Origin of the sequence: Halopseudomonas pelagia (assembly GCF_009497895.1) — a bacterium.
Lineage (GTDB): Bacteria > Pseudomonadota > Gammaproteobacteria > Pseudomonadales > Pseudomonadaceae > Halopseudomonas > Halopseudomonas pelagia_A.
The window spans coordinates 60748-81296 of record NZ_CP033116.1; the positions used below are offsets into that span (position 1 = coordinate 60748).

18 protein-coding genes are annotated in these 20549 nt (G+C 53.7%); 10 read left to right on the plus strand and 8 right to left on the minus strand.

Annotation, left to right across the window (positions count from 1 at the left end; all coding sequences use genetic code 11):
• Window positions 1-59: 59 nt before the first annotated feature.
• From EAO82_RS00290 to EAO82_RS20855, 6 genes are all read left to right on the plus strand, one after another.
• Window positions 60-1403: a UDP-glucose dehydrogenase family protein gene (locus tag EAO82_RS00290; protein WP_096346374.1), complete on the plus strand. Its 1344-nt coding sequence runs from the start codon at window positions 60-62 to the stop codon at window positions 1401-1403.
• On the plus strand, window positions 1400-2392 hold the full coding sequence (locus tag EAO82_RS00295) for an NAD-dependent epimerase (protein ID WP_096346375.1): 993 nt from the start codon (window positions 1400-1402) through the stop codon (window positions 2390-2392). Before EAO82_RS00290 ends, EAO82_RS00295 begins: the two co-directional genes overlap by 4 nt.
• A 63-nt stretch (window positions 2393-2455) precedes the next feature.
• Complete coding sequence (locus EAO82_RS00300) at window positions 2456-3154, plus strand: TVP38/TMEM64 family protein (protein ID WP_096346376.1); 699 nt, start codon at window positions 2456-2458, stop codon at window positions 3152-3154.
• Window positions 3155-3244: 90 nt separating this feature from the next.
• A complete protein-coding gene (locus EAO82_RS00305; protein ID WP_096346377.1) occupies window positions 3245-3985 on the plus strand; it encodes a glycosyltransferase family 2 protein in 741 nt (246 codons plus the stop codon).
• Between the two features lie 101 nt (window positions 3986-4086).
• Complete coding sequence (locus EAO82_RS00310; RefSeq protein WP_096346387.1) at window positions 4087-5553, plus strand: ArnT family glycosyltransferase; 1467 nt, start codon at window positions 4087-4089, stop codon at window positions 5551-5553.
• Window positions 5554-5754: 201 nt separating this feature from the next.
• Complete coding sequence (locus EAO82_RS20855; RefSeq protein WP_096346378.1) at window positions 5755-5991, plus strand: YbfB/YjiJ family MFS transporter; 237 nt, start codon at window positions 5755-5757, stop codon at window positions 5989-5991.
• Window positions 5992-6365: 374 nt separating this feature from the next.
• Here the strand turns inward: EAO82_RS20855 and EAO82_RS00320 are convergent, their stop codons facing one another.
• The 8 genes from EAO82_RS00320 to EAO82_RS00355 form a co-directional block, all read right to left on the minus strand.
• Window positions 6366-7037, minus strand: a complete 672-nt coding sequence (locus tag EAO82_RS00320; protein ID WP_096346379.1) for an OmpW/AlkL family protein — start codon at window positions 7035-7037, stop codon at window positions 6366-6368.
• A gap of 85 nt (window positions 7038-7122) precedes the next feature.
• A complete protein-coding gene (locus EAO82_RS00325; protein WP_410403000.1) occupies window positions 7123-7476 on the minus strand; it encodes an AMP-binding enzyme in 354 nt (117 codons plus the stop codon).
• Between the two features lie 157 nt (window positions 7477-7633).
• Window positions 7634-8721, minus strand: a protein-coding gene (locus EAO82_RS00330; RefSeq protein WP_096348146.1) for an IS3 family transposase whose coding sequence is annotated in 2 segments (ribosomal slippage) — window positions 7634-8466 and window positions 8466-8721 — 1089 coding nt in all. Because the reading frame shifts where the segments join, the coding sequence is not laid out codon by codon here.
• Window positions 8722-8761: 40 nt separating this feature from the next.
• Window positions 8762-10009 (minus strand): AMP-binding protein, encoded by a 1248-nt coding sequence (locus EAO82_RS00335; RefSeq protein WP_321540958.1) that lies wholly within the window; start codon window positions 10007-10009, stop codon window positions 8762-8764.
• Window positions 10010-10046: 37 nt separating this feature from the next.
• On the minus strand, window positions 10047-11645 hold the full coding sequence (locus EAO82_RS00340; RefSeq protein ID WP_096346984.1) for a GMC family oxidoreductase: 1599 nt from the start codon (window positions 11643-11645) through the stop codon (window positions 10047-10049).
• A 27-nt stretch (window positions 11646-11672) separates the two neighbouring features.
• Window positions 11673-13127 carry an aldehyde dehydrogenase family protein gene (locus EAO82_RS00345; protein WP_096346983.1) on the minus strand — a complete coding sequence of 485 codons (1455 nt, stop codon included), beginning with the start codon at window positions 13125-13127 and terminating at the stop codon, window positions 11673-11675.
• 51 nt (window positions 13128-13178) lie between these two features.
• Complete coding sequence (locus EAO82_RS21150) at window positions 13179-13697, minus strand: rubredoxin (RefSeq protein WP_096346982.1); 519 nt, start codon at window positions 13695-13697, stop codon at window positions 13179-13181.
• 138 nt (window positions 13698-13835) lie between these two features.
• Window positions 13836-15059 (minus strand): alkane 1-monooxygenase, encoded by a 1224-nt coding sequence (locus EAO82_RS00355; protein ID WP_321540959.1) that lies wholly within the window; start codon window positions 15057-15059, stop codon window positions 13836-13838.
• 257 nt (window positions 15060-15316) lie between these two features.
• On the opposite strand from EAO82_RS00355, the gene EAO82_RS00360 reads away from it, so the two are divergent.
• The 4 genes from EAO82_RS00360 (at window position 15317) to EAO82_RS00375 (ending at window position 20542) form a co-directional block, all read left to right on the plus strand.
• Window positions 15317-16603: a hypothetical protein gene (locus EAO82_RS00360; RefSeq protein ID WP_218838624.1), complete on the plus strand. Its 1287-nt coding sequence runs from the start codon at window positions 15317-15319 to the stop codon at window positions 16601-16603.
• 191 nt (window positions 16604-16794) lie between these two features.
• On the plus strand, window positions 16795-18339 hold the full coding sequence (gene istA / locus EAO82_RS00365) for an IS21 family transposase (protein ID WP_174958648.1): 1545 nt from the start codon (window positions 16795-16797) through the stop codon (window positions 18337-18339).
• 14 nt (window positions 18340-18353) lie between these two features.
• Window positions 18354-19109 carry an IS21-like element helper ATPase IstB gene (gene istB / locus EAO82_RS00370; protein WP_153274255.1) on the plus strand — a complete coding sequence of 252 codons (756 nt, stop codon included), beginning with the start codon at window positions 18354-18356 and terminating at the stop codon, window positions 19107-19109.
• 137 nt (window positions 19110-19246) lie between these two features.
• Entirely contained in the window at window positions 19247-20542 is a 1296-nt protein-coding gene (locus EAO82_RS00375) for a helix-turn-helix transcriptional regulator (protein ID WP_218838591.1), read from the plus strand.
• Window positions 20543-20549 lie beyond the last annotated feature (7 nt).

Here is a 20549-nt window from a genome sequence, read left to right on the forward strand (position 1 = left end):
GAGCTGCTCTGGGCTCCATTCTAGGCGGTCAAAGTTTTCAAGGCGTAGACGGTTAATAGATGAAAATAAGCATTTTCGGTACGGGCTATGTGGGGCTGACCCAGGCGGCCTGTCTGGCAGAAGTGGGGCATAGGGTGTGCTGTATCGATACCGATGCGAGCCGAATAGCGCAGCTTGAGCGGGGAGTGTCTCCGATCTTCGAGAACGGTCTGGAAGCACTGCTGCAAAAGAATCTGGCCGCAGGCCGGCTGAGCTTCACTACCAACGCGCAGCAGGGCGTTGATTTTGCCAGGATCATCTTTATCGCCGTTGGCACGCCTGCCAGTGAGGACGGCAGTGCCGATATGCGCTTCGTGTTCTCCGTGGCCGACAGCATTGCTGCCCGGGCCCATGAGCAGAAACTGGTGATAAACAAATCCACCTCGCCTGTGGGAACGGCACAACGTATCCGGGATCGTATTCTCGAGGCGCTGGTGCAGCGCGGCTGCAATTTTGCCGTGCAGGTCATTTCCAATCCCGAGTTTCTCAAGGAAGGATCGGCGGTAGAGGACTGCATGCGGCCCGAACGGATAATCATCGGCAGCGATGGCGAGTGCGATGTCGAGCTGATCCGCGCACTCTACAAGCCCTTTGGGCGTCACCACGAGAAGCTGATCTTTATGGACAGCCGCAGTGCCGAGCTGACCAAGTACGCGGCCAACAGCATGCTCGCAGCGAAGATTTCCTTTATCAACGAGATAGCCAATCTGTCAGAGCGCCTGGGTGCCGATATCGAAATGGTACGCAAAGGGATAGGCTCGGACTCGCGTATCGGCTATGACTTCATCTATCCGGGCTGCGGCTACGGTGGGTCATGCTTTCCCAAGGATATCCAGGCGCTGCTGCACAGTGCTGGCCAGGTGGGCTATTCTGCACAGCTGCTTGAGGCCGTCGAAGACGTCAACCGCCGTCAGAAACACAAGTTGTTCGAGAATATTCAGCGCCATTACCAGGGACATCTCGCCGGCAAGACCTTTGCATTATGGGGGCTGGCATTCAAGCCAAACACCGATGATATGCGCGAGGCACCCAGCCGGGTGGCCCTGGAAGCACTGCTGGCGGCGGGCACCCGCGTATGTGCCTACGACCCTGAGGCGATGGACGAGGCTAGGCGCATTTATGCTGATGCTCAGCATCTGACGTTTGCCGACTCCAAGGAAGCCGCGCTGGAGGGCGCCCATGCTCTGGTGATCGTCACAGAATGGCTGAATTTTCGCATTGTCGATTTCAGTCTTCTGCGCCAGGCGCTGGCAGACCGGGTGATATTCGATGGACGCAACCTGCTGGATCCGGTCCAGGTGGTTGGCGAGGGGCTGGGTTATTATTCGATCGGTCGTGCCTCGGGCTCCGGGGGCAAGGTTTGAAGTTCCTGGTTACCGGAGCAGCCGGGTTTATCGGCTATCACTGCGCTGTGCGTCTGTGTCAGGCGGGCCATGACGTAGTCGGCATCGACAACCTGAATGATTATTACAGTGTCGAACTCAAGCAGGCACGCCTGCAGCGGTTACGGGACATGCCGGGCTTTGCGTTTGTTGCCCTGGATATAGCCGATCGCGAGGGTATGCAGACGCTGTTTCGCAGCCATCGCTTCGAGCGCGTTATCCACCTGGCGGCTCAGGCCGGTGTGCGCTATTCGTTGGATAATCCCTACGCCTACGCCGATGCCAACCTGGTTGGTTTTCTCAATGTGCTTGAAGGCTGTCGTCAGGAGGCGGTCGGCCATCTGGTCTACGCCTCCAGCAGTTCGGTATATGGCATGAATGCCAAGGTGCCCTTTGCTGTGGGGGATGCCGTGGATCAGCCGGTTTCGCTTTACGCTGCCAGCAAGCGCGCCAACGAGGTCATGGCCCACAGCTATGCCCACCTCTACAGGATTCCCACCACCGGCCTGCGTTTCTTCACGGTATATGGCCCCTGGGGCCGGCCTGACATGGCCCCTTTCAAGTTCACCAAGGCGATCCTCGAAGGTCGGCCGATAGACGTCTACAACGGCGGGGACATGTCGCGGGACTTTACCTATATAGATGATGTGGTCGAAGGGGTAATACGCATACAGGATTGTCCGCCGCCGTATGCCGACGAGCCAGAATCGGCTCGTCTGGATGCGCCGGCCAGGTTGTTCAATATCGGTCTGGGTGCACCGGTCAATCTGCTCGATTTTGTCGGCTGCATCGAAGCCGCTACCGGTATGCAGGCCATCAAGCAGATGAAGCCGATGCAGCCGGGGGATGTGCCGCGCACCTGGGCCGATGTGGAGACGCTGGCACAGAGGACCGGCTTTCGTCCAGCCACCACGCTTGCACAGGGGGTTGCCAGTTTTGTCAGCTGGTACCGGGATTTCTATGGCGTTTAGGATATATCCTGGGCTGTCCGGCGCATTGCGTCAGCCAGGCACCCTGCACCGGGCGCAAGCACGATGCTGAGGCTGCGCGTTGCCATAAAGGGTCTGATGCTGATTCTGAGCCTGGCCCTGGTCGGGTATCTGTTTGACTCCACCGACCTGGGAACGGCCATCAACGAGGCCTGGATCGACGCGCATATCCGCGGCCAGGGAATCGCCGGTGCTGCGCTCTTTCTGGGTATGGGCGGGCTGTTCACCGCCATTGGCCTGCCGCGGCAGATCATTGCCTTTCTTGCCGGCTATGCCTTCGGCCTGCTCCCCGGGACCCTGCTGGGCGCCCTGGCTGCGCTGCTCGGTTGTCTGATCGCGTTTTTGTATGCGCGCCTGTTCGGTCGCAATATGCTGCGTCGCCGTCTTGGCCGTCGCGCGGCGCGACTCGACCACTTTGTCCACGAGCATCCTTTCTCGATGACGCTGTTGATTCGCCTGTTGCCGGTGGGCAGCAATATACTGACCAATCTTGCGGCGGGTGCATCGAGCGTCCTTCTGCTGCCTTTTCTGGCTGCCAGTTTCATAGGCTATCTGCCACAGACACTTGTGTTTGCGCTGGTTGGCAGCGGCATCAATGTTGCTCCCGTGGTGCGGATCGCCAGTGCCGCGGTGTTGTTTGTGGCCTCCGGCATGCTCGGCGCCTATCTGTATCATCGCTACCGCCGAGGCCTGAGCATTGACGAGGAGGTCGATATAGCCCTGGGCGAGAGCGAGCCGCAATGAGCGCCTGCCAACGCCCGCCCCGATGACGCACCCGATACTTTCGCCCGGCACCTGCGGTGCCGCCAATGAACATGCCTCCAGGGAAACCACATGTTGACCCAGCCCGATCTTTCTGTCCTGATCCCGGCCAAGAATGAAGCCGGCAACCTGCCCGCCCTGCTTGAGGAAGTGCGCACTGCACTTGGTGACGAGCACTTCGAAGTCATTGTTGTGGATGATGGCAGCACCGATGATACGGCGGCCCGTCTGCTTGAGCTCAAGCGCGGCGGTTACCATCAGCTGCGCTTGCTCAGCCATGACCACTCCCTGGGCCAGAGTACCTCCCTATACCACGCCGCTCTGGCGGCAAGGGGCGACTGGCTGGCTACCCTGGATGGCGATGGCCAGAACGACCCGGCGGATATTCCCGGCATGCTGGCCATTGTCCGCGCCGCGGAGCCCGCCGCGAATATCAAGCTGATTGCCGGTCACCGAGTCAATCGGCGTGACACCGCCAGCAAGCGCTGGGCCTCGCTGTTTGCCAACCGGCTGCGCGGTCGCCTGCTCCAGGACAATACGCCGGACACCGGCTGCGGCCTCAAGCTGGTCGAACGTGATGCTTTTCTGCGCCTACCCTACTTTGATCATATGCACCGCTTTATCCCGGCGCTGATCCAGCGCCACCAGGGCGGTATGCTGGTGCATCCGGTCAACCACCGTGAGCGTGGTGCCGGCGTATCCAAATACGGCAATCTTGACCGGGCCCTGGTAGGAATCCTCGATCTGTTCGGCGTGTGGTGGTTGATCCGGCGCACCCGTCTGAGCGCACGCCCCCGCGAACTGGAGATCTGACAGTGAACAATCTCTCTGGCCTTCTGGAAAAAAGATGGTTATGGCGTCTGAGCCGCCTGCGGCGCGCCACCCTGCTATTGCTGGTGGTGTTTGCTGCGGTCATGGTCAGTGCCGGCCTTGGCTTGCGGGAGCCATCGAATGTCGATGAAGAGCGTTTTCTCGGTGTTGCTCTGGAGATGATTCAAGGCAATGACTGGTTGATTCCCCATCGTGCCGGCCAAATCTACCCAGACAAGCCGCCGCTGTTCATGTGGGCCATTGCCTCGCTGATCGAGATCGGCATACCGCCAATCATAGCGCTGTTCCTGCCGGCGCTGCTGGCGTGTGTGGTCGCGACGGCCTGTCTGTACGATCTTGGCTCACGCATATGGAATCGCCGTATCGGGATCATTGCGTCCTTATTATTTCTTGCCACATATCAGACCTACAGCGTTCAGCGGGCGGGGCAGATCGACGGTTTCCTTTTGCTATGGATTGTCATTGGCTTCTACGGCATGGTGCGGCATCTGTTGCTGGGACCGGCATGGGGCTGGTTCTATCTGTCCTGTGCGGCGATGGGTTTCGGTATTATAAGCAAGGGCGTGGGTTTTCTGCCTGCCCTTATGCTCATCCCCTACGCCTACGCCGTTCGGCGGGGCTGGCAGGGCGTGGCGGTCATGCCCGGACGAGGGCGGGCGTGGGCACTGGGGTTGTTGATAACACTCGCGGCCATTGCCACCTGGCTGGTGCCGCTGGCCATCAAGGTGGTATTTTTTGGTGACGCGGCCGAACACGATTATCTTTATGAAATTCTTCTGACGCAGACCGCCGAGCGCTACGTCGATGCCTGGCATCATCGGGAGCCGTTCTGGTATTTCTTCGCGGAGGTGATTCCCAAGAACTGGTTGCCCCTGGTGCTACTGCTGCCCTGGCTGGTTCCCGCCTGGCGCCGCGAGCTGAACAAGCGGGACGGCCGTTATCTGGTGCTGATCGGCTGGGTGGTACTGGTTCTGATCTTCTTCAGCCTGAGTTCGGGTAAGCGCAAACTCTATATCTATCCTGCGGTACCCGGTCTGGTGCTGGCCATGGCGCCCCTTCTGCCCTGGCTGCTGCGTCACTGGTTCGTAGGGCATCCACGCAGACGGAGGATTTTTGTCGGCCTTGCCCTTTTCTGGTTCTGTGCCTGGTTTGCCCGCGGGTTCGTCGAACCGGTGGTGGTGGGCGGCAACAAACGCCAGGAGCTGATGGCTGATGTGGCGGAAAGAACCGGCGATGCCGATCTGGTTCTGACCAACTGGCGCGAGGGCCACTGGCTCTATGCTCGTCAGCCGCTGGTCCATTTCGGTATGGCGGGCGCCAATCAGGCGGAGCGAGCTGTGGAATGGCTGCGGGGGCATCCGGACGACTATGCCATGATCAGACCCTATGATCTTTCCAGGTGCTTTCTGGAAGACAAGGCAGAGCACATCAGCGATGGCGACGAAGAGGACTGGTATCTTGTCCAGGCAGACGCAGATAACGGCAAATGCCAGGATACATTGGTGACAGATCCGATTTATCGCTTCGCCTGGGATAGACCGCTTGAGTAGTAGCCGGCGCGAACGGTTGTTCGCGCCACAGTTCGCAGGGCCATCGGTTGGCAGGCATGCATACTCATGCCATGACACTTGCTGCCCAACGCCTGCAGGTGCTCTGCGCCGGGATTTTTCAGCCTCATGCTGAATCTTGGTGTGGCGCGATTTGCCTACACACCGATGCTGCCGTAGGTGCAGGCCTAGGCCGGACTCAATGTGGCCGAGTCGGGTCGGCTGGCAGCAATTAATTACGTTGGCTATCTGAGCGGCGCCTTGCTGGCGTCGTTCATCAGTGATCTGCGACTCAAGGACCTGTTATATCGTTGGGGTATCGTGCTTGTGGTCGCCAGCACGATCCTGGTGGCGACGACCACCCATTTCTGGATCCGGGGCATATCCGTTATGTGGTCGGCCTTTCCAGCGCTGCAGGCGTGTTGCTGGGAAGTGCCCTGATTGCGCTGCTCAATCAGTGGCTAGACTGGGGTCAGATGAAAATTTCTAACGAACCAGCAGCGGACATGGCACTTCCGGTAAGCTGATCAAAGCAGAAAAATTGTTAACCGCGGACGATCAGACGAGTTATGTTCATCTGACACCAATTCCCATCCCCTGAGGTTCGCGGACGTGCTGTGACAGCTTTCGCAACGGCTGCCATGGTAAAGCCGCAAGCAAAGGAGGCGATAACCCCCTTCTTCTAATGAGTCACGCTAAAGTTTCGGATTTATTATCTGAACTCACGATTCCGAGACCTTTTTCGGAATCGACAGTCCAGCTAAGGCTTTGAGTTTTTCTTGGCGCGTTTGTGCGCCTTTGACAGCAACCTTTACTTATAATCGGTGTGCGATACCGATGCTTACGATAACGGGATTAACTTTCACTTCTGCCTCAACAGCAGCTGGACCCAAGTTGCCGGTGATATCCGCTTTGAAGGGTGCATATCTAACGTCAAAATTTGTCGACCAGTTATTGGACATTTTCCAGCGGAAACCGGCCTGAACTGCAGCAGACCAAGTATCTTCGACGTCGAAGCTAGTTAATGCGCGATCCTTCTCATCTAAAAAGAAAATCCGTCCTACACCCGCTCCAAAGTACGGAGAGATGTTGCTACCCGTCAAGACATGATACTGAAGCGAAAGAATTACCGGACCATAATCTGTTTGACCAAGAAAAAGACCGGAGAGAGACTCTTCGCCCTGAAGGTCCGCACTAGCGGGAATGCCGCCAAAAATATTAAATGCCAGCTGATTACTCAGAAAATACGACACGTCGAATGAAACGGTCGTATCGTTGTTAATAGACAGGTTGGAATGTGGAACGGGGGCACCCCCCGCAGAGGCTGATCGCAAATCTTCATCGGTTAGAACTCTAGTGGCATTCAGCCCAACCACCCAGTCACCTCTACTGTAAACCGGCTCAGATTGAGCGTTGGCCAGGCTCGCAGCAAGTGAAAGTAAAAGGAACGCCACTAACGAGACTTTACTAATTATTTTAGGTTTCATTTTTTTATTATCCTTTTTGGTATTAAAGCAAATTGGCTTTAGGTAAAACTGCAATTTTTCGTAACACAAATTCCACTCATTGATCCTAGCTTGCCGGTTTATTGACTAGTACTTCCCCATACTCAGAACGCAGCTGGTTTTTTAATACTTTCCCAGTGGCATTGCGTGGCAATCCTTCCACAAAGATCGCGCGATCCGGGATCTGCCACTTGGCGACTTTCCCCTGATAATGAGCAAGAAGTTCCTCCTCAGTAATATTTGCGTCGGGTATTTTTACTGCCAACAGGATCGGGCGTTCGTCCCATTTATCATGGGAGGCCGCCACTACGGCAGCTTCATTGATGGCAGAATGGCCCATTGCGATTCCCTCCAATTCGACTGTAGATATCCATTCACCACCAGATTTAATAATATCTTTTGAGCGGTCACGTATTGTCATAAATCCATCATCATTGATCGAAGCAACATCACCTGTCTCGAACCAACCGTCTTCCTCAAGAGTTTGATTTGGTTCAACACCGAAGTAATCGGCTACTACCCAATGACCACGGATGCGGAGGTAATCCCCCCATTATTAGCGGAGCTCAGAAGTAGAGTCAGGCCACCATGGCCAACTTCTGTCGGGGCGTGATACCACCCAAGGCCATGTTTGGCCGTTCATTATTGTAGGTCCATAGCCACCGAGTTGCATATTCCTGAACCTCCTCAATGGAGTCGAACAGGTATTGGGCCAGCCAGTCGTAGCGCACGGTGCGATTGTAGCGCTCGATGTACGCATTCTGCTGCGGGTTGCCGGGCTGGATAAAGGCCAGTGCAATGCCCTGCTTCTCAGCCCAGGCAGCCAGCGTAGCACTGATGTATTCCGGTCCATTGTCACAGCGGATCTGGACGGGCTTTCCTCGCCATTCAATGATCTGATCCAGAGCCCGTATGACGCGCTCAGAAGGCAGCGACAGGTCTACTTCAATGCCAAGACCTTCCCGGTTGTAATCGTCAATCACATTGAACAGCCGGTAGCTGCGACCATCTTCTAACTGGTCGTGCATGAAGTCCATAGACCAGCTGGCATTGATTACCGTGGGCACCGCGAGTGGCTCGGGTTTCTCGCGTACCAAGCGTTTACGGGGCTTGATGCGCAGGTTCAGTTCCAGTTCCCGATAAATTCGATAAACACGTTTATGGTTCCAGAGGTATCCCTTTACGTTGCGCAGATACAGAAAACACAATCCAAAACCCCAGTTGCGCTGGTTATGGGTCAACCGAACCAGAAGGTCCGCGATCTCGGAATTCTCACTGTTGAGCCTGGCCTGGTAGCGATAGCAGGACTCACTGACACTGAAGGCTACACAGGCCAGGCGAATACTACAGCGACCAGCTGCAACAGTTTTTTGCGCCATCTCGCGGCGAAGAGATGGCTTTACCACTTTCCCTCAAGAGCCTCCTTGCGTAACTCGGATTTGAGGCGCTCTTCGGCGTACATTTTTTTCAGCCGCCGGTTCTCATCTTCTAGCTCTTTCATGCGCTTGATCATGGACGTATCCATGCCGCCGAATTTCGCTCGCCACTTGTAAAAACTGGCACTGCTCATACCGTGTTCGCGGCAGAGCTCCGGCACCGGTATGCCGCTCTCGGCTTGTTTCAGAATCGCCATGATCTGGCTGTCGGTAAAACGTGATGTCTTCATGCAGAATCTCCCTCCAAATAGCTTACGGAAAATTCTACTTCTAATCACCGCTGTTTTTTGGGGGGATTACCCGGAGATTTCCCTGAGCAATGGCATCTTCGGGCAGTTGATGACCGTCTTCTCCCACAATTTTGAGCTGCACCCCGTAGGGAGGCCGTCCCTGGCTTTCACGGATTTTGTTTCTTCCTTCTTCCGAAAGAGTATTGTGTTTCGACAGCAGTGCGTTGACGGTTCCGATCGGTGATGTTTCTGTCATTCCCCATGCATGGACAACTTCTACGCCATATTTACCACGAAACTCCGACATCATTGAGGGCGGACAAGCGCTACCCCCTATCACCGTCCGTTTAAGCGACTGTGCCGAGGAGCCAAGCTCGTCCAAAGCCGACAGAAGTCCCTGCCAAATCGTAGGCACACCCAGCGCAATCGTTACGCTTTCTGAATCGATCAGCTTGACCAAACTTTCCCCATCCAGGCCAGGACCAGGCAACACAAGTTTGGCTCCAACCATCGCCGTAATGTAGGGTACCCCCCACGCATTTACGTGAAACATAGGAACAACCGGCATCACCACGTCCCGTGCCGATAAATTCAGTGCGTCGGGTTGAGCAGCTACCAGCGCGTGCAGAACGGTGGAGCGGTGTGAATAGAGCACCCCTTTGGGATTTCCGGTGGTGCCCGATGTATAGCAGAGGCTTGAGGCCTGGTTTTCGGCGATTTCAGGCCAATTCGCGTTAGGCGTTCCTCGCTGGAGAAACTCTTCATAAAACAACAATCCTGGAAATTGTGCTGCAATTTCTTCGTCCGGTTCGGACATCAATGCAAATTTCTCAACCGTCTCCAGTCGGTCTCGGATTTTTGAAACAATCGGAAGGAACGTTTTGTCAAAGAATATGACTTTGTCTTGAGCATTATTGATAACGTAAACGAGTTGTTCTGGAAACAGTCGCGGGTTAATGGTGTGACACACCATCCCGCCACCAGAGATGCCAAGATAACACTCTAGGTGTCCTACGTTATTCCAACAAATAGTCGCGCACCGATCCCCCTGGACATAGCCTGCCGTTCGAAGCGCTGACGCAAGTTGTCGCGACCGCTCCGAAACAGTTGCCCAGTAAGATCGACTGGGATTTCCATCCGTTCCTATCGACACAATCTCAGCGTCTCCATGGTAGCGAGCAGCATGGTCGATCAAGGAATTCACGGTGAGTTCCATGTTCATCATTTGGCCAAGCACGTTTATCTCCTGTCGTTTTGGTAGTTGGTTGACGCGAGTATCTGGCGTCATTAAGGTCCAATGTGGAAGGCATAATCCGGGTTTGAACCTAAACATTTCCCAGGAGGATGTCGGCTGCATTTTCGGCGATCATCATGGTGGGTGCGTTGGTGTTACCGGCAACCAAACTGGGCATTATCGAGGCATCGACAACTCTTAGCCCTTCAATCCCTCTGACTTTCAATTCCGGATCAACGACTGAATCCGTATCCGCGCCCATACGACAAGTGCCAACGGGGTGGTAAATAGTCTCTGCATTTTCCCGGATAAAGTCCGCAATCTGACCGTCCGAAGACACCGAGTTTCCGGGCTTAATTTCGCGTTTACTATGTAAAGCCATTGTTGGTGCCCCGAGTATCCGTCGTCCAAATTTAACGGCCGAGATCATTGTTTTGATGTCTTCGGGGTTACTGAGATAATTGGGCTGAATCAACGGGTCGGCCAATGGGTCAGGGCTTTTGAGGCCAATAAAACCGCGGCTTCTGGGCATTAGATCGCAAATATGCAAAGTGTACCCATACCCGGCCATCACTTTTCGTCCATGATCCTTCAGGTAAGTTGGCAAAAAGTGGAATTGCACATTTGGCCGTTCGCACGAGCCCTCGGATTTAACAAAGCCTCCGGACTCGGCAACATTACTGGTAAGAAATCCACGTCGCGCAAAGATATATAAGAATAATGCGCTCACGCCCCGAAACAGGAAACTGGGAGCAACGCCAATGGGCACACGTGAGTTCGCCGCGTGCATGATCGTAATATCCAAATGATCAACCAGATTCTGGCCGACCTCAGGAAGATGATGCACAAGGGGGATCCCGTGTTTTCTAAGCTCTTCGCTATCACCGATTCCCGAAAGCATAAGTAGTTGTGGTGAATTAACCGCACCACCAGACAATATGACGTCACCACCGTTATTGAGTCTAAGCTGGCGATATTCGCCCCCCTGGTTCAGGGTCACGCCGACTGCCCGCTTACCGTCCATTACCACCCGGGTTACCCGCGCGTCCGTTAGCACATCAAGATTAGGCCGGTTCTCCGCGACACGCAGAAATGCCTGCGCTGAACTCCAACGCCGACCATTTTTTTGTGTCACTTGGTAGAGTCCCAATCCGTCTTGCGTCTCTCCATTAAAGTCTGTGTTTATCGGGAGCTCTACATGAGGTGCCGCTCGGACAAAATCTCGACTCAACGGATTGACTGATTTGAGTTCACTTACGGTGAGCTCACCGCCCTCCCCATGGTAAGAATCTGCGCCAAAACGTTTATTATCTTCCAGTCGACGAAACAATTTTAATGCGCGATCCCAGCCCCACAGGTCGGTCCCGGCAACTTGACCCCAGTGGTCATAATCGGCTTTGTGACCTCTGATATAAACCATGGCGTTGATAGAAGAAGAGCCGCCAAGTGTTTTTCCACGAGGCCAAAACAAGCGGCGTCCCTTCAGATGTTCTTGAGGTTCGGTTTCAAGAGCCCAATTCAGTTTTTTACTATTGGAAAGGAGTGCAATACCTATCGGCATATGTATGAACGGGTTCTTATCCCTTGGGCCCGCTTCTAGCAATGCCACTCGCTTTGAGGGGTCCGCCGTAAGCCGATTAGCCAATATACAACCCGCCGATCCCGCACCGACAATAATGTAATCGTACATAATAGCTCTCTTATAAGTTGATTATGTTCAGCTCAGAATACGAAGGGCAGCATCTATAAAACGCCGGACCCGGGCTGTATAGGGTGGAAAAAGAAGATGTATAAGAGAATATTTATCCTCCATCAACGCCTTTTCATGCGAAAAAGCGCGGAAACCGTATTCACCGTGTGCTGCCCCTATCCCGGAATTATTAACTCCACCAAATGGCAGACCCGGATGTAAAAAGTGTACGACGGTAAGGTTGACTCCTGCTGCGCCGGAACTCGTTCGCTCGATAATATCCCTGGCAAAAGACTCGCTTTTCGCGAATACGTAAAGCGCCAACGGTTTAGGGTTATCGTTGATTTTCTTAATAACCAGATCAATATCATTGAATTCAATAACGGGTAAGATCGGGCCGAATAACTCCTCACGTGAAATATCCATGTCGCTGGTTACATTTGAAATCAACGTCGGTCCAATAAAGTTCTCTTTAGTATCTGTAATACCGCCTTCAAAGACTCTTGCACCTTTTCTTTTGGCATCGTCTATCAGGCTTGAAACTCGCTGAAAATGGCGTTGATTTACAATCCGACAATAGTCGGCGGTCGATTTTTGGGCTTCTGGTGTTTTTCCATAGACTCGCCCAATTTCTTTTTTCAGCGCTTTATTAAATTGATCTGCAATATTAACGTGTACAAAAACATTGTCTGGGGCGATGCAGGTCTGTCCATTATTAGAAAACTTACCCCAGACAATGCTTCTTGCAGCCCTCTTTATGTTGGCATCTGGACCGACAATGGTCGGGGACTTACCCCCCAGTTCCAGTGTCACTGAAGAAAGGTTTTTGGCAGCAGCTTGCATGACCACCTTACCTACCGCAGAAATGCCCGTGAAGAATATATGATCGAAGGGTAAGGCCAAAAGTTTCTGCACTACCGTGGCATCACCTTCAATCACGGAAACCAGATCGGGAGGGAAGGTTTCAGCGACAATGTTGGCAATCACCTTTGATGTATGGGGTGTCATTTCCGAGGGTTTGATGATGGCTCCGTTCCCTGCAGCCAGCGCTGAAACGAGAGGTCCGAGCGCAAGATTGAGCGGATAATTCCACGGGGCGATAATCAGGCACACTCCCTTTGGTTCTGGCCGAACATAAGATTTCATACCAATAACACCAACGGACGCAGCCACTCGCTTCGGACGCATCCATTTACGCAAGTGTTTTTTAGTGTGTCGAATTTCCTGAAGAACTGGCAGGAGTTCAGTTAATTTGACCTCTGGCGCGGGTTTTCGAAAATCCGCCGCGCAAGCCGCAATGATCTTTGACTCGTAGCGTTTAATTGAATCCCGCAGCTGGTCGATCTGCGCTATTCGAGCCTCTAAGGTGAAACTTCCGCGACGCGCTAGTTGCGACCGCTGTAGGGCCGCGAACGTTGAATCAATCGTATCGCTGGTTAACACATTGATCACCCCAGCCTCAGCTAGACTAGCAATCTGCATTATAAAACTACCTGTTTCCGAACGGGACTTTTGTTATTTTCAATGGCTTTATTAGTCTTCATAGAGGACATAGTCCTCTTTTGTGGCACCACAGTCCGGACAGCACCAATCGTCTGGAATGTCTTCAAAGCGCGTGCCGGGAGGGAACCCTTCGGCTTCATCTCCGAGATATTCATCATAGATATGGCCGCAAGTGATGCAGACCCACTTTCGATAGGTATTTTTTTGAGTTGAGTCTTTAGACCATTTTAAAGAGGTAGGCTTTGGTTTCGATTTGGGCTTTGTCTTATGTTTAGCTGAAGGAGTAGATCTGTCCGTTTCTTTCTGCGAGCCTCCCTCGGTCTTAACCTGGCTGGCAAGGCGAACCGCTGTATTGGTTGAGGACACCGAAAGTTCCGAGTTCGCTTCTTGAACCGCAACAAAGTCAACCTTATCCCTGACGGCACAGTCTGGACAGGACCAGTCTTCAGGAATTTTTCCCCATGTCGTTCCTGCAGGAAAGCCTTCGCGCGGATCACCAACGACTTCGGCGTATACATAACCACAGTCCGGGCATTGATATTTAGCCATTTAGAGCACCTTTCAAACGATATTATTGTCTTTTTTTGGCAGCATCCGACGCACAACCCGCTTTCGGGCGCACGCCAGAGGCTCTTTTTTCTATCACGTAAATAAATAAAACGAGGTATATAAGTTCTGATCAGTCGATCATTTAGCCCCTGCTGTATCGACTGATTCAGAATTAGCCGCTCCAAATTTACGCTCATAGAATTCACGCTTGCCGGGTTGAATCTGAATCTTATCGAGATCTCCTTTAGCCCAATCCAGTACCCGACGGTCCATTATCGAACGAAACCAAGAGGGAAACATTGCTGCCAGAAACATTCCGGGGTATCCCGAAGGTAAGGAAGGGAGGTCTTTGAAATCGCGAAGCGATTGATATGACCTCGTAGGATGAGCGTGATGGTCGGAATGTCGTTGCAAATGAAACAGAATCAGGTTCGACATAATATGATTGGAGTTCCATGAGTGATGCGGTTGTTGACGCTCATAACGCCCATCCGACATCTTTTCCCGTAGCAATCCGTAATGCTCAATGTAATTGGCGCTTGTCAACTGCCACCAGCCAAAGGCCATTTGAATGGGCAAAAATATCAGCATTAGCGGACCAAAAAATGCCAGCAATCCCGCATAAAGCACAGTGGTCAAAATCATGGGCTGAAGAACCTCATTCTCCAGACTCCAGACACTTTTTCCACAACGACTGAGGCGTTGTTCCTCTAAATCCCATGCCCGCTTGAAAGCACCCGGAATTTCACGCAGTGAGAATGAGTAAATGGACTCACCCATGCGGGATGTCGCGGGGTCCATCGGCGTCGCCACATCACGGTGATGTCCCTTATTATGCTCAATGAAGAAGTGACCATATCCGACCACGGCGAGGACAAGCTTGGCCATCCAACGGTCAAACGTTTCTTTTTTATGGCCGAGTTCGTGGCCTGTGTTCAGAGCCAGGCCATTCACGATTCCCAGGGAAAGGGCCAATGCCAGAAACTCGAAAACACTCATTGGTTGCGTGGATACCCACCAGGCACTGACAATCAAGGCGGCATAGTGAATAGGAACAGTCAAGTAGGTCAGTACCCGGTAGTAACGATCCTGTTCAAGCCGAGGCACAGCCGACTCGGGGGGGTTGGAAAAATCCTCTCCAAACATGGCATCTATCAAGGGAACTGCGCCATACCAAAGGATCAACACCAATCCGTACCAGATGCTCCATCCAGTCTGGGATACCAAATAAAGGCCAATAAGAGGCGTCGCTGGCCACAGGACAGAAAGGACCCACAGGTGGCGTTTTCTGTCCACATAACCTTCGGCATCAGGGTCTCTCTGAAGAGACTCTGTTGTTAAGACATTTTCTGACATTGACATTAGGATCACCTTATTGTTTTCAGCTTGATCATTTTTCTACATTGTGCAAACACCGAGTCCCTCAGGTGAACGGACGTTTTGTAGGCATGAACAGGTTCGGCTAGAACCGGAGATCAAACAACTACTCCAATGGGTAGTTTCCGCGCTAGTCATCTATCAATATGCTTTCACCTCATAGCGCCCTCCCGTTTCCGGGAGACGAAGCAGGAGATCGAATTGTCATGACCCGCCATAGCTTGGAAGACTGGTGTCGGAGGATGTCTGAAAGGATGTGGGCTCGTCAGTGTTTCATTACTCAAGGGTGTATAGACCGCTATTGCCTGAGCGCTTCTGCTACGCCTGAATCAAAGGCAGTTCTGTATCGGGCCCCGCTCGGCTATGGAAAATCTGTACAAGTGGCCTTGGCAGCAAACACTCGCGAACTGGAACTTGAGAGCGCCGTTTACATCAACACCCGATCGTTCCCTGACTCACGTGACGTTAATGACAGCTTGGTTGCAGCGTTAGTTTTATATCAACTCGAAGGAGTTGAATCTTGGCGCAAGATAAAGAGTGACATCGACACCATCGAAGTTCTTCGGAACGCACTGTGTAATGCAAAAAAGACGATAAGAATTTGCCTTGATGGGATTGGCGAGGCTAAACATACCGCGGATTTGATTGAGGATTTAATCTGTGAAACACCGAGCAATGTTAAATTTTTCATTGCACCGAGTAGCGTTGGGGCGTTGCCACGTTTGTCTATGATGGCGGGTGTTGTAACGTATGGTGCTGATGAACTTGTATTTACAGAAGAGGAGGTTAGTGAATTATCGGGTATGGGTGGTCTCGAAGCCAGCAACATCATAAAAGCCACCGGTGGATGGCCAGCACTTGTCAGGCTTATGTGCCGAACCCCAAACCCAAATCTCCCCGCAGCGAGTTGGCCGGAAACTCGCTCGTATTTCAGGGACAACCTCTTACCTGGACTGCCCAAGAGTACGAGGACCTTTCTTTGCAATGCAGCGATGCTCGAAGTAATCAGCGCTGAATGCTATGGCTATGTCTATAAGACAGAAGAGGCCGACCGGGAAATTACGTTTCTTAACGAACATTATGCTCTTTTAGCTCCTACCGGGACTTCTGCTGATCGTATGGATATGCACCCTGTGCTGCGAGAGTATTTGCGTAGTTTATTTAACACCACCCAACGAGAACGTCGCTCGTATGTACTGAAACGGGTCGCGTTCTGGCATTGGCGTAGGGGAGAGTACCTCCATTCAATCAATGCAGCTCTGGAAGCCAGTGACCATCGATGGGCGCGCGTCGTAAGTGACAGCATTATTCTGGACGTGGCGCTCAGACAGGGTGAAATCGAAGTACTTCGCACCTGGTTTGGAAAAGTACCGGCTCGTACGATAAAAAAAATCGCTGCCTTGAGCATAGGTTACGCGTGGATTTTGTATTTCAGCCAACATGCTCGTCAAGCAGAGGAAATACTGGTTAGTTCGCTTCATCCGAGCTCTTGCATATTCCGGCCCATCGTGACCGCCCATTCCGTTTGAACGTGACCGCCTGTTCCGGGCTAACGTGACCGCTCATTCCGTTTTATCGTGACCGATTTTGGGTGATATCCCGGAATCACCGGTCACGATGCCGGAATCGTCGGTCACGTTCCCCCGGAATCACTGCCAACACACTGGAATTCTTCAACTTAATCGCGCATACCGCTTCCTTTTTTCACGAGGAAGAGCGGATGCCGGCTGCGAGGATTTCCATGCGACAGATCATCGAGGTCTTGCGCCTCAAATACGAAGCCGGTCTCAGTCACGAGCGCATTGCTCGTGCCTGCGGACTCTCCAAGGGCGTGGTCGGCAAGTACGTCAGCCTGGCCCAGGTTCAGGGCGTTACCTGGCCACTGCCGAAGGACCTGGACAAGGTTCGGCTGTACGCGCTGCTGTTCCCGGCCAAGGCGCCACCGTCACGCTTTGCCGAGCCCGACTACTTCGAGGTTCATCAAGAGCTCAAGACCAAAGGCGTCACTCTGCAACTGCTCTGGGCCGAATACGTAGAACGCCACGGCGACAAGGCGTATCGCTACAGCCAGTACTGCCACCACTACCGGCTCTGGCGTGGCCGGCAGCGCCGCAGCATGCGACAGGTCCACCGGGCTGGCGAGAAGATCTTTATCGATTACTGCGGCCCTACTGTGCCGGTGGTGGACCGCTCTACCGGTGAGGTGCGCAAGGCCCAGGTCTTTGTGGCAGTGCTGGGCGCGTCCAGTTACACCTTCGCCGAGGCTACCTGGAGCCAGAGCCTTCCAGACTGGATCGCCTCCCACCAAAGGATGTTCAGGTTCTTTGGCGGGGTACCGGAACTGCTGGTTCCGGATAACCTCAAGGCGGCGGTGACCAAGGCGGACCGCTACAGTCCGACGATCAACGAGACCTATGCTGAGCTGGCCTGCCATTACCAGACGGCGGTATTGCCAGCACGGCCCTACAAGCCCAAGGATAAGGCGAAGGCCGAGACGTCGGTGCTGTTGGTCGAGCGCTGGATCCTGGCCCGTTTACGGCATCAGATGTTCTTCTCCCTGGCCGAACTCAATGCCGCCATTGCAGCGTTGCTACCAGCCCTGAACCAGCGCCTGTTCCAGGGTCGAACCGAGAGCCGTCAGAGCCTGTTCGACGCACTTGATCGACCGGCACTGCGGCCTCTGCCAGTAGCGCCCTATACCTACGCCGAATGGCGCAAGGCCAGGCCAGGCATCGACTACCACATCGAGGTCGACAAACGCCTGTACAGCGTACCTCACGCCTTGGTGGGGCTGGTTCTGGACGTACGGTTAACGGATACCGCCCTGGAGGTCATGCACAAGGGCCAGCGGGTGGCATTACATCCCCGCCACGGGAAGAGCCGCTTCGTAACCCTGACCGAACACATGCCCAAGGCGCATCAGGCCCACAAGGACTGGTCGCCGCAGCGCTTCCTCAACTGGGCCAAGGACATCGGCCCCGGCACGCTGGAGGTGGTGCAGAGCCAGCTCAAGGACCGCCCTCATCCAGAGCATGGCTACCGCGCTTGTTTGGGATTGCTGAGTCTCAGTCGGCGCTACAGCCGTGAACGCCTTGAACAAGCCTGTGCCCGGGCGCTGTCGATCAACTCGGCCAGCTACCAGAGCATCACCTCGATCCTGAAACAGGGGCTGGACCAGTTCCCGCTGCCTCTGGCCGACGATGAGCGTGACCTGACCGACCTGCCGGCGCACACCAACGTTCGCGGCCCGCATTACTACCACTGATCCCGGAGAGACCTATGCTGACTCACAACACACTCAACACCCTGCGCCACCTCAAGCTAACGGGCATGTGCGACGCCTTGGAACAGCAGCGGGCGCAGCCCGCAACCCATGACCTGGCGTTCGAGGAGCGCCTGGCCCTGCTGGTAGACCGGGAAGTGCTGCACCGGGAGAACCGTCGGCTGGACCGGCTACTGAAGGCTGCTCGCTTGCGCGTGCAGGCCTGCATCGAAGACATCGACTATCGCCACCCGCGAGGGCTGGAACGTTCCCGTATGGCAGGCCTGGCCAGCTGTGACTGGATCGGTCAATCGCTGAATCTGTGTATCACCGGTCCCACCGGCTGTGGCAAGACATGGCTGGCTTGCGCCCTGGGCAACCAGGCCTGCCGCCAAGGGCTATCCGTCCGCTACTTGCGGGTGCCACGGCTGTTCGAGCAAGTGCGGATCGCCCACGGCGATGGCAGCTACGCCCGCCTGATGACGCAGCTGTTGAAAACCGATCTGCTGATTCTAGATGACTGGGGCATGCAGAAGGTCAATGCCCAGCAACGACAGGATCTGATGGAGGTGATCGAGGACCGTCATGGACGTGGTTCAACGCTCATTGCCAGTCAGCTACCCACCGAACACTGGCACGAGTACATCGGCTCCGCCACGCTCGCCGACGCCATCCTGGACCGGCTCCTGCACGGCGCCCACCGGCTCAATCTGAAGGGGGAATCACTGAGAAAGGCTAACGCTCAAAACGCGGTATCGATTGACCCATCGTGACCGCTCAGAGTACAAAACCCGTTCCAGCGTGAAGGCCGTGTGCAAATCGGTCACGATCACCGGAATGACCGGTCACGTTCGCCGGAATACGCAACTCTAGGGGGGCGGGCAATCTTGATGAGGAAGGATGGCGGGAATTGGTTAATGCGATAGGCAAAGCTACACAGGATAAATTACTGGAGAGTCAGGTTCTCTGTCAAAAATGGATAGACTCCTTTGGCGACCGTAACATGGTTGGCAAAGGCGCAGCACTTACTTGCCAGGCATTCATTGCCTCCAGTGGCAGCGATTTTGAAGATTTGGAACGATTTTCCCATCGAGCGGCTGTGGCCATCCAGTCATCCAATCAACATTACGCTTTTATTTGGCTTAAAACTGCAGAAATTCAGGGTGAACTGTTTAAGGGTGACATCGCCCGAGCAAGGAGTGTGTTGCTTCAAGCGAATAAAACAGCAGAAAATATTCAGGTGCCAAAAACTTTTTTAAATAAAATGTTTGGCACCCTTGAGTTACAAATCCTACACGAACAGAACCATCACCTGGTTACCCAGCAATCCGCACAGGCTTCGTTCGATTTCGCTTTGAATTATGGCGTTACAGATATTCTGTGGGGGTGTACACAGGCCTACAGCCGTCTTCTGTACCACCAAGGGTTCCAAGATAGAGCCATGGCCTTGTTGGAACAATCCCGCTTAGCCGCCTGCGAGCGAGAGCTGTCCCGTCTAAATATCCTGACTAAAGTTCAGTTAGCTGAGTTTACTCTCCTGAACAACGAGGAATTGGGTCCACCTATACTCCCCGATGAATGTGAGCTGACGTTTCTGCCAAATCAAAACCAGGCCATTCAAGCACGTATAGCCCTGGTAAACTCAATGTATAGACTACGGCTTGGGAAACAGTTTGGTGTCGCCGAAAAATATGCCAAACAAGCACTACAGAGCGCCAGCGCAATTTCAGACGCTAGAACTAGGATCGCCGCCCACTATTGTCAGGCCCTGGCAGCGTTTGCCCTCGGTTCATCAAAATCGGCGAAGCGCACGATTCTTGATGCAAACCTGCTTTCGGCACATTTGAACTGTCACTTCACACGGCTCTGGATCAAAGAAGCGCTACTTTCTCTTAGTCCCCTTGCTCAGGATCTTTTTAACGATCTGCCAGACGACTCTGAAGCTAAAGCTACGAAGGATCCCGATGTCAAGATAGAAGACTCCAGCGTGCTATCTATGCCCGGCAATGCCCACTCAACCATCACGATAAAGCAGATTTCTCTGTTGAAATGCGTAAGCAACGGAATGACCAACAGAGAGATCGCTGAACGGCTGCTTGTGACGGAGGATACCGTCAAATGGCATATGAAGAAGATTTTCAGCGAACTTAAAGCAACCAACCGGGTTCAGGCAGTCACTGAAGCTCGACTGCGCGGACTTTTATAGTGCTACA

What these genes read in the sequence shown, in the direction of transcription:
- EAO82_RS00305 (WP_096346377.1), top strand. Translation starts at nt 3,245, where the DNA reads ATGTTGACCCAGCCCGATCTTTCTGTCCTGATCCCGGCCAAGAATGAA.
- EAO82_RS21150 (WP_096346982.1), bottom strand. Translation starts at nt 13,697, where the DNA reads ATGGCTAAATATCAATGCCCGGACTGTGGTTATGTATACGCCGAAGTC.
- EAO82_RS00355 (WP_321540959.1), bottom strand. Translation starts at nt 15,059, where the DNA reads ATGTCAATGTCAGAAAATGTCTTAACAACAGAGTCTCTTCAGAGAGAC.
- EAO82_RS00345 (WP_096346983.1), bottom strand. Translation starts at nt 13,127, where the DNA reads ATGCAGATTGCTAGTCTAGCTGAGGCTGGGGTGATCAATGTGTTAACC.
- EAO82_RS00300 (WP_096346376.1), top strand. Translation starts at nt 2,456, where the DNA reads ATGCTGAGGCTGCGCGTTGCCATAAAGGGTCTGATGCTGATTCTGAGC.
- istB (WP_153274255.1), top strand. Translation starts at nt 18,354, where the DNA reads ATGCTGACTCACAACACACTCAACACCCTGCGCCACCTCAAGCTAACG.
- istA (WP_174958648.1), top strand. Translation starts at nt 16,795, where the DNA reads ATGCCGGCTGCGAGGATTTCCATGCGACAGATCATCGAGGTCTTGCGC.
- EAO82_RS00320 (WP_096346379.1), bottom strand. Translation starts at nt 7,037, where the DNA reads ATGAAACCTAAAATAATTAGTAAAGTCTCGTTAGTGGCGTTCCTTTTA.
- EAO82_RS00325 (WP_410403000.1), bottom strand. Translation starts at nt 7,476, where the DNA reads ATGACAATACGTGACCGCTCAAAAGATATTATTAAATCTGGTGGTGAA.
- EAO82_RS00310 (WP_096346387.1), top strand. Translation starts at nt 4,087, where the DNA reads ATGGTCAGTGCCGGCCTTGGCTTGCGGGAGCCATCGAATGTCGATGAA.
- EAO82_RS00340 (WP_096346984.1), bottom strand. Translation starts at nt 11,645, where the DNA reads ATGTACGATTACATTATTGTCGGTGCGGGATCGGCGGGTTGTATATTG.
- EAO82_RS00335 (WP_321540958.1), bottom strand. Translation starts at nt 10,009, where the DNA reads ATGACGCCAGATACTCGCGTCAACCAACTACCAAAACGACAGGAGATA.
- EAO82_RS00290 (WP_096346374.1), top strand. Translation starts at nt 60, where the DNA reads ATGAAAATAAGCATTTTCGGTACGGGCTATGTGGGGCTGACCCAGGCG.
- EAO82_RS00360 (WP_218838624.1), top strand. Translation starts at nt 15,317, where the DNA reads ATGTCTGAAAGGATGTGGGCTCGTCAGTGTTTCATTACTCAAGGGTGT.